7 protein-coding genes are annotated in these 7,497 nt (G+C 42.7%); all 7 read left to right on the top strand.

Annotated features, from left to right (window positions below):
• Positions 1-213: 213 nt before the first annotated feature.
• The 7 genes from ACFSYC_RS11530 to ACFSYC_RS11500 all read left to right on the top strand — a co-directional run bounded on the left by ACFSYC_RS11530 (position 214) and on the right by ACFSYC_RS11500 (position 7,489).
• Positions 214-597: a hypothetical protein gene (locus ACFSYC_RS11530; RefSeq protein ID WP_377127439.1), complete on the top strand. Its 384-nt coding sequence runs from the start codon at positions 214-216 to the stop codon at positions 595-597.
• Positions 598-710: 113 nt separating this feature from the next.
• Positions 711-1,103, top strand: a complete 393-nt coding sequence (locus ACFSYC_RS11525; protein ID WP_377127436.1) for a hypothetical protein — start codon at positions 711-713, stop codon at positions 1,101-1,103.
• A gap of 75 nt (positions 1,104-1,178) precedes the next feature.
• Complete coding sequence (locus ACFSYC_RS11520) at positions 1,179-2,309, top strand: aminotransferase class I/II-fold pyridoxal phosphate-dependent enzyme (protein ID WP_377127433.1); 1,131 nt, start codon at positions 1,179-1,181, stop codon at positions 2,307-2,309.
• Entirely contained in the window at positions 2,302-2,904 is a 603-nt protein-coding gene (bioD, locus tag ACFSYC_RS11515; RefSeq protein ID WP_377127430.1) for a dethiobiotin synthase, read from the top strand. Before ACFSYC_RS11520 ends, bioD begins: the two co-directional genes overlap by 8 nt.
• Before the next feature lie 9 nt (positions 2,905-2,913).
• Positions 2,914-3,813 carry a 3-hydroxyacyl-CoA dehydrogenase family protein gene (locus tag ACFSYC_RS11510; RefSeq protein WP_377127427.1) on the top strand — a complete coding sequence of 300 codons (900 nt, stop codon included), beginning with the start codon at positions 2,914-2,916 and terminating at the stop codon, positions 3,811-3,813.
• 171 nt (positions 3,814-3,984) lie between these two features.
• A complete protein-coding gene (locus ACFSYC_RS11505) occupies positions 3,985-6,510 on the top strand; it encodes a T9SS type B sorting domain-containing protein (protein WP_377127424.1) in 2,526 nt (841 codons plus the stop codon).
• Between the two features lies 1 nt (position 6,511).
• Entirely contained in the window at positions 6,512-7,489 is a 978-nt protein-coding gene (locus ACFSYC_RS11500) for a PorP/SprF family type IX secretion system membrane protein (protein WP_377127421.1), read from the top strand.
• The last annotated feature ends 8 nt before the right edge of the window (positions 7,490-7,497 follow it).

Here is a 7,497-nt window from a genome sequence, read left to right as displayed (position 1 = left end):
ACAAGATAAATATTTGATATTCAGATATCTATATCAAATAAAACCAAATCCTTCAAAACAAAAAAGTCGGAAGATTAATCTTCCGACCATGACTGGCCACAAGCCGCTCTTTTTGTTTAACGCCTGTTACACAGTAACATTTAAGTTATAAATTTAAAAGTAATTCCTATTCATTTATCTTTATACAACACCAAACATAAATAGACTTTAAAAATGAAAAAATTTGTATTAGTATGCGCCCTTGTAATTGGCGCCAGTGTAGCTACGTTTGCTCAAAATGGTGGTGGTAACGGCGGCGGCGGTCGCGGTAGAAGAACACCGGAGCAGCAAGTTACCAGGTTAAAAGAGCAATTAACTTTAACCGACGCCCAAGCCGCAAAGGTATTAACCGTGTATACCGCTCAGGGTAAAGTTATGGACAGCTTGCGCACAGCAGCTAACGGCGATTGGCAGTCTAAGCGCCCGGCTATGACGGCTTTAAATAAAAAAACATCAGAAAAAATTCTGCCAATTTTAACTGCCGATCAAGCTACAGCTTACAAAAAGCAGCTTGAAGAGCAAGCCAAAGCTCAGGCAGCAAGAGAACAAGGTAACTAATATCACGATACATAAAAAGCGACCGCTGGGTCGCTTTTTATCTGTATAAGCTTTTGCTTTGTAGCAATAACAATCCTATATTTATTTAACCAAACAATAAACTCAAAAAGATTATGAAAAAATTTGCATTAGTATGCGCCTTTGTATTAGGAGCCAGTGTGGCAACCTTTGCACAAAACGGCGGCGGCGGTGGCCGTATGAGAATGGAGCCTAAAGCCCAGGTAGCGTCACTTAAAGAAAAAATCACAACCATAACTGATGACCAGGCCGCTAAACTTTTAGTTGTTTACACAGATGCTGCTAAGAAGCGTGATAGTACATTTACCGCTATGAGAGACGGTGGCGGCGGTGGCGACAGAGCTGCTATGATGGAGGTTTTTACTAAAATGCAAACCGCAACTGATGTTAAAATTAAAGGCGTATTAACTGCAGACCAAGCTAAAGCATACCAAAAAATTAGCGATGAAGCTGCTGCTGCAAGAAAAGCACGTATGCAAGGCAACTAACGCTTGTTATATATTTGACACAAAGAAAGCCCCGTATTACCGGGGCTTTCTTTATTTTAGCCAAAATTTACCACATTGTCATCAGCAGAAAACTTTATTAAGCAGCGCTTAGACGACCGGCATAAGGCAGGCAGTTACCGTAGCCTTAAACCTGAAAATGGGCTGTTGGATTTTTGCTCTAACGATTACCTAGGCTTTGCCAGATCGCCCATACTGAAAACCAATATTGCTGGCGAGCTCGCCACACATAAGGATATCAATGGAGCTACCGGATCAAGATTAATATCCGGAAATTTGGCTTATACAGAACAGTTGGAGCGAGATATCGCGACACAATTTAAAGCTAACGCCGCCTTATTGTTCAATTCGGGTTACGATGCTAACGTTGGCTTGTTATCATCCTTGCCACAGCGTGGTGATACGATTATAGCCGATGAGCTGATCCATGCCTCTATTATTGACGGCTCAAGACTAAGCCATGCAAATCGTTATACTTTTAAGCACAATGATTTAGAGGCTTTAGAGGCAAAGCTGAGAAATGCGAAGGGTACCTGCTACGTAGTTGTTGAGAGTATTTACTCCATGGATGGCGATACTCCTCCCCTTGCCCAAATGGTCGACCTTACAGAGCGCTACGGCGCTAATTTGATTGTAGATGAAGCGCACGCTACCGGATTGTATGATACCGGCGTAGTTACACAACTGAATATAGAACAGCGCGTGTTTGGCCGGATAGTCACTTTTGGTAAGGCGTTTGGCGGTCATGGTGCAGTAGTTTTAGGTAGCAATGGCTTAAGAGAATACCTCATTAATTTTGCACGGTCACTTATCTACACTACTGCCGCTCCCCTTCATCAGTTAGCTGCTATAAAAAAGGCCTGTGAGTTATTGCCGCAATCTGAAAACGAAATCAACAAATTGCGTAAAAACATCCTCTTGTTTAAGCAACTATTTAGTGCGCTGGACAAGCAAAGTTCCCGGTTAATTGGTAGCGATAGTGCTATTCAATGCGTTTTATTGCACAATAACAAAAGGGCCCGACAGGCTTCCGCCTACCTGCAAGCCGAAGGTTTTGATGTTAGGGCAATACTAAGCCCCACGGTGGCTGAAGGCAGCGAGCGGATAAGAATCTGTCTTCACGCCTTTAACACGGTTGATGAGATCACTGGCCTGGTTAAACATATTAATATCCTTATAAATGCATAAACCATTATTTATAACAGGTATTGGCACCGGTATAGGTAAAACAGTTATATCGGCTATCATGGTTGAGCATTTAAAGGCTGATTACTGGAAGCCGGTGCAATCCGGCGACCTGGATAACAGCGATACCTTAAAAGTGAAAAGCCTGGTGAGTAACAATGTTTCAGTTTTTCATCCTGAGGCTTTTCGATTGACACAACCTTTTTCGCCGCATAAAGCCGCAGCGCTTGATGGTATTGTGATTGATCCGGAAAAGATAGTGGCGCCTGAAACCAGTAATTGCCTGGTTATTGAAGGTGCGGGCGGATTGATGGTGCCATTGAACAATAATTTTTTAATGGTTGATTTGATACCGCAACTAGGTGCAGAGGTGATTTTGGTAGTGAAGCACTATCTGGGAAGTATCAATCATACTTTATTGTCTTTAGATGTTTTAAAGAATAGAAATATAACCGTAAACGCCATCATATTTAATGGCGATGCGGATACTTACTCAGAAGATGTGATCAAAGCTTATGCAGGCTGTAGCTCCTTTTCCATTCCGGAGATTACTCTTATCAATAAGGAAAACATCGCGAAGCAAAAAATTGACTTTTAAATCCGGGGCATGAAAAAAATAGCAGTTATAGGATCTGGCACCATGGGTAATGGTATAGCCCACACCTTTGCGCAGCATGGTTTTCAGGTATCGCTGGTTGATATCAATGAAGATGCTTTGCTGCGTGCTTTACAGACTATAAATAGCAACCTGGATAAACAAATTAAAAAAGGGATTATAGACGATAGGCTAAAGGCCGACACTTTAAGTCGGATTCTCCCCTCTACCGATTTGAAACAATCAGTGCATGACGCTGAATTAGTTGTTGAAGCGGCGACAGAGGATAGGGAAATAAAGCTAAACCTGTTCAAACAGTTAAGTCATTTGTGCGGTGATAATGCCATTCTTGCTTCAAATACCTCCTCTATCTCCATTACGCAAATAGCTGCTGTTACCAACAATCCTGAGCGAGTTATTGGTATGCACTTTATGAACCCGGTGCCGCTCATGAAACTGGTGGAGGTTATCCGCGGAAAAGAAACCACCGACGCAGTAACTGATACTATAATGAAATTATCACGTCAGCTAAACAAAATACCTGTAGAAGTTAATGATTCACCCGGCTTTGTGGCTAACCGCATTTTGATGCCGATGATTAATGAGGCTATTTTTGCGCTGCATGAAAATGTATCGGGGGTGGATGAGATCGACACGGTAATGAAACTGGGCATGGCACACCCTATGGGCCCATTGCAACTGGCCGACTTTATTGGCCTTGATGTTTGCCTGGCGATAATGAATGTATTACACGAGGGTATTGGTGGTTATAAGTATGCACCCTGCCCTTTGCTGATTGATATGGTGGATAATAAAGTCCTTGGAATGAAGACCGGTGTAGGCTTTTATCAATATACAGCCGGTAGCAAAGAACTTACCGTTGCTAACCGCTTTAAACGCTTAAGAAATTAACGGCTAATTAGTTAACTAATGTAAGCCTGTGGAGAATATCCATCTAGCAACTATAGTTAACCGTGCTGCGTATAATGAACTGATTAAACCAAAACACATTAAGAAATTTTCTTAAAACAAGGTTATAATAATTACTTAATTATATTTAAATTTATACAATAACCACTAGAAATGCAGCGACCCATCCCTGCCCAATATTATCGCATCTGTATGGCCTACTCTGGTTTTCTGCACAAAAAACGCCTTTTACTTTATCGTCTGATTTTTTGTCTGTTTATGCCGATAGCCGGTTTCGCCGAAGGTAGTAAAGAGCTAAATCAAAATGGGGGATTTAGAGCATTTTTATATTCGAGTACCGAGGTTTCAATACCTTCATTCCTGTTTCCTACGCTGGGTACCATGAAGGTATATGCCAAAGTTGGCGAAACCTTATATCTGGGCTCAAGCGCACAAGGCATAGGCAGGGGTACTATAAATTTAAGATCTCCGGACGGTTCAACTTATACTAGTTCAACATCAACATCGACCGGGCGAATAAACAGCCGTGCAGAAGAGGTTGCCGGGCCATTGCCTAACGCCAACGGTTATACGCCATTTACCCGAGTGGTAGCAGCCGGTCAGGAAGGCGTTTGGGAAATTGATTTTGTAAGTGCCAGCAATGCAGGTGCAGAAAACCCTACTGCCCAGGCGGCTAACGGCAACTGGACTCAGGGCACGGGCCCATTTGTTGCGGCTTTTGATATCTCGGTTCGCAACACTGCAAATACCGCGTTTTTGAGCGGTCGGGTGTTTACTACTATTTTTTCGGGCATTATTGGTGGATTTACAGGTGGCTTTAACGGCATATTCTATATCGTTACTAAAGACGGCTACCAATATATTATGGATAACAATGGGCAGGCTGGTAACGGATTTACTTTTTTTGCCAATAACAAAGGTTTCAGGTCGGCGGATGGCAAAGCATCTTATAAAAGTTTAAATTCTGTAACTGGAGCAAATGTGCATAATCCAGGTGCGGCTGATACGCAAAACGATATTACCCACAAAATATTCTTCAATTCCCCGTCTGCAGATTTACCGTTATCGGCGCCAACGCCTGGTAATGGAACAACATGGTTATTAAACCCGCCATTTGTGCCAACAGTAAACGGAGTCAATTTTAAAGGTGGCGAAGGTACAGACGGTAAAACGGGTCCAACATTGGGAGGAGATATTAATTTCACCACAACATCAAATGGCAGTTATACTATAGTAATCGATGCTGATGGCAACGGTGTGTTTACCGATCCTGTTGACCGCACTTTAACAGGTTTGGTTGTGCTTGGCTCTAATAGTGTAAGGTGGAACGGTTTGGATGGCCTCGGTAATCTGGTACCCGCCGGCAATGTTGTTCATACTGCCAATATCAATCTGTCATTATTTAGTGCCGAAGTCCATTTTCCTTTTTATGATGTTGAACGCAACATCAATGGTATTAAACTAACCAGAACCACCGGCGCCAGCGCTCCGGATGATACTGTTTATTGGGATGACAGCGATCTTACAGTCACCGGCACGCCATCCTCGCCTATTGTTAATTTGAGCGGCATGAATAGCTTGGTAAATGGCCACAAATGGGGTAGCATGGTTTTTACCGAAGCAAACTCTGACTTTGGGAATGACCGTGGTATAGATACCTGGGCCTATGTGGCTAATGCTGTTATTAATACCACAACTACCTTTGTTATACAGGAGGCAGATTTAGAGGTTACCAGGTTAAGTTCTGACATTACAATAGGTTGTATAAACCAGGTTATTACATACACTACCGCTGTAAAAAACAATGGCCCTACAGATGTTACCGGCGCTACCTTTTCGTTCAGATTCCCCAAAGAATTAACTGGTATTAAAGTTACAAGTGCCGAAACAACAGGCATAACCGCCATATCCAATGAGCTAAAAACCGACACTTCTTATATTGCTACGCTTAATATACCTAATGGCGCTGTCAGAACTTTTACTATCACAGGCACAGTAACAAAAATCCCTGTAGCTACGCTTGATGTCACTGCGGCTATCTTACGTTCTGCAGATATTACCGACCCGGACGCAACCAATCCCGATAATGCAAAGCCAACGGATCCGTTTGATGAGTGTAATGCTGCTCCATCTGGCGTAGGTTGTAACAATATCAAAACAGCAAGTGCTACTTTCTTCGCCTTACCTAAGGCCGGTGCCGACCAGGTAGTTGAAAAAAATGTAGTTGTTACATTAACCGGCAGCACTACAGGTACCTGGTCGCAAGTTGGATCCATTCCTTCGGTGGCAACAATCGTTTCGCCTACAAGCTCATCTACAACTGTAACTGGTTTAACCACCGTAGGCGATTACAAATTTGCTTTTACAAATGCCAGCGGCTGTGCCGATACGGTGACGGTGAATATCACATCGCCAAATTTAGATGACTCGCCAAACGTGGTTACCCCCAACGGCGATGGTATAAATGACGTACTAACTATACCTGGTATTGAAAACTATCCGGGTAGTAAAATATCAATTTACAATCGTTGGGGCAACGAGGTTTATTATTCTGACAAATACGCTAACAATTGGGCAGGTGCCGGCTTATCAGACGGTACTTACTATTATATGTTTAGCCGTAAAGACAAAGCCGCAAATGTTAAAGTTTTTAAAGGCTGGATATATTTAAGACACTGAGATGAGAAGACGACTGATAAAATGTATCCTATTTATTTCAGTGTTTGGCGTTAATGCAAGTTACGCACAGCATACTATACACCTAAGCCAGTATTTATTTAACGGACTTGTTGTAAACCCTGCCTACGCGGGGTACAGAGATAACTGGACAATTAATGCAAGCAGCCGCTTACAATGGGAAGGTGTGAAAGGTGCGCCTAAAACTAATACCTTGTCTGTAGACGGTGCGCTAGGCGAAGACGGAAATGTAGGACTGGGGGTTTTAGTGAGTAACGAGCGCTTAGGGCCGGAAATTAATACCGCAGGTTATATCAATTATGCCTATCGTATCAAACTCAGCGATGATGATTCTCATCGTCTTAGTTTTGGTGTAGCGGCCGGAGCCGTTCAATATGCTATTGATGCTAGTTTGTTTAATGCCGGGGCAGCTATTGATCCAACTGTAACTACAGGCGTCCAAACCAAACTGGCGCCCGACTTTAGGGTTGGCATATATTATTATTCGCCGTTATTTTACGTTGGTGCATCTGCTTTAAATTTAATCCCTAACGCCTACCCTGATCCCAATTCAATTTTTGTCAGGGAAACCCGTACTTATTATTTAACCACGGGTTTCATAGTACCTATCAGTCCTGTTGTAAATTGGCGACCATCTATGTTGGTAAAAGAAGATTTTAAAGGCCCTACAAATATCAACCTGTCTACCTATTTTTTACTGGCAGACATGGTTTGGGTAGGCGCCTCGTACAATAGTGGCGTAGTGCTATGGAATAAAAGCAATCTGCAAACTAACCTGAATACAGTGGGCGCAGTTACCGGCGCGGTAGCTGTAAATATTACACCTTTATGCCGTTTTGGTTACTCTTATGATTTTGCCACGTCAAAGCTTTCCGGTTTTCAAGGCGCGTCGCACGAAATATCATTAAGCCTGGGTTTCAGTCGTCGAAAAGACAGAGTATTAAGCCCGCGTTTTTTTTAAGTTGATCA

This window comes from Mucilaginibacter antarcticus (assembly GCF_042686155.1).
GTDB lineage: Bacteria > Bacteroidota > Bacteroidia > Sphingobacteriales > Sphingobacteriaceae > Mucilaginibacter > Mucilaginibacter antarcticus.
Note: the sequence above shows the minus strand (reverse complement) of the source record. Positions and strands in the feature narration are given on the sequence as shown.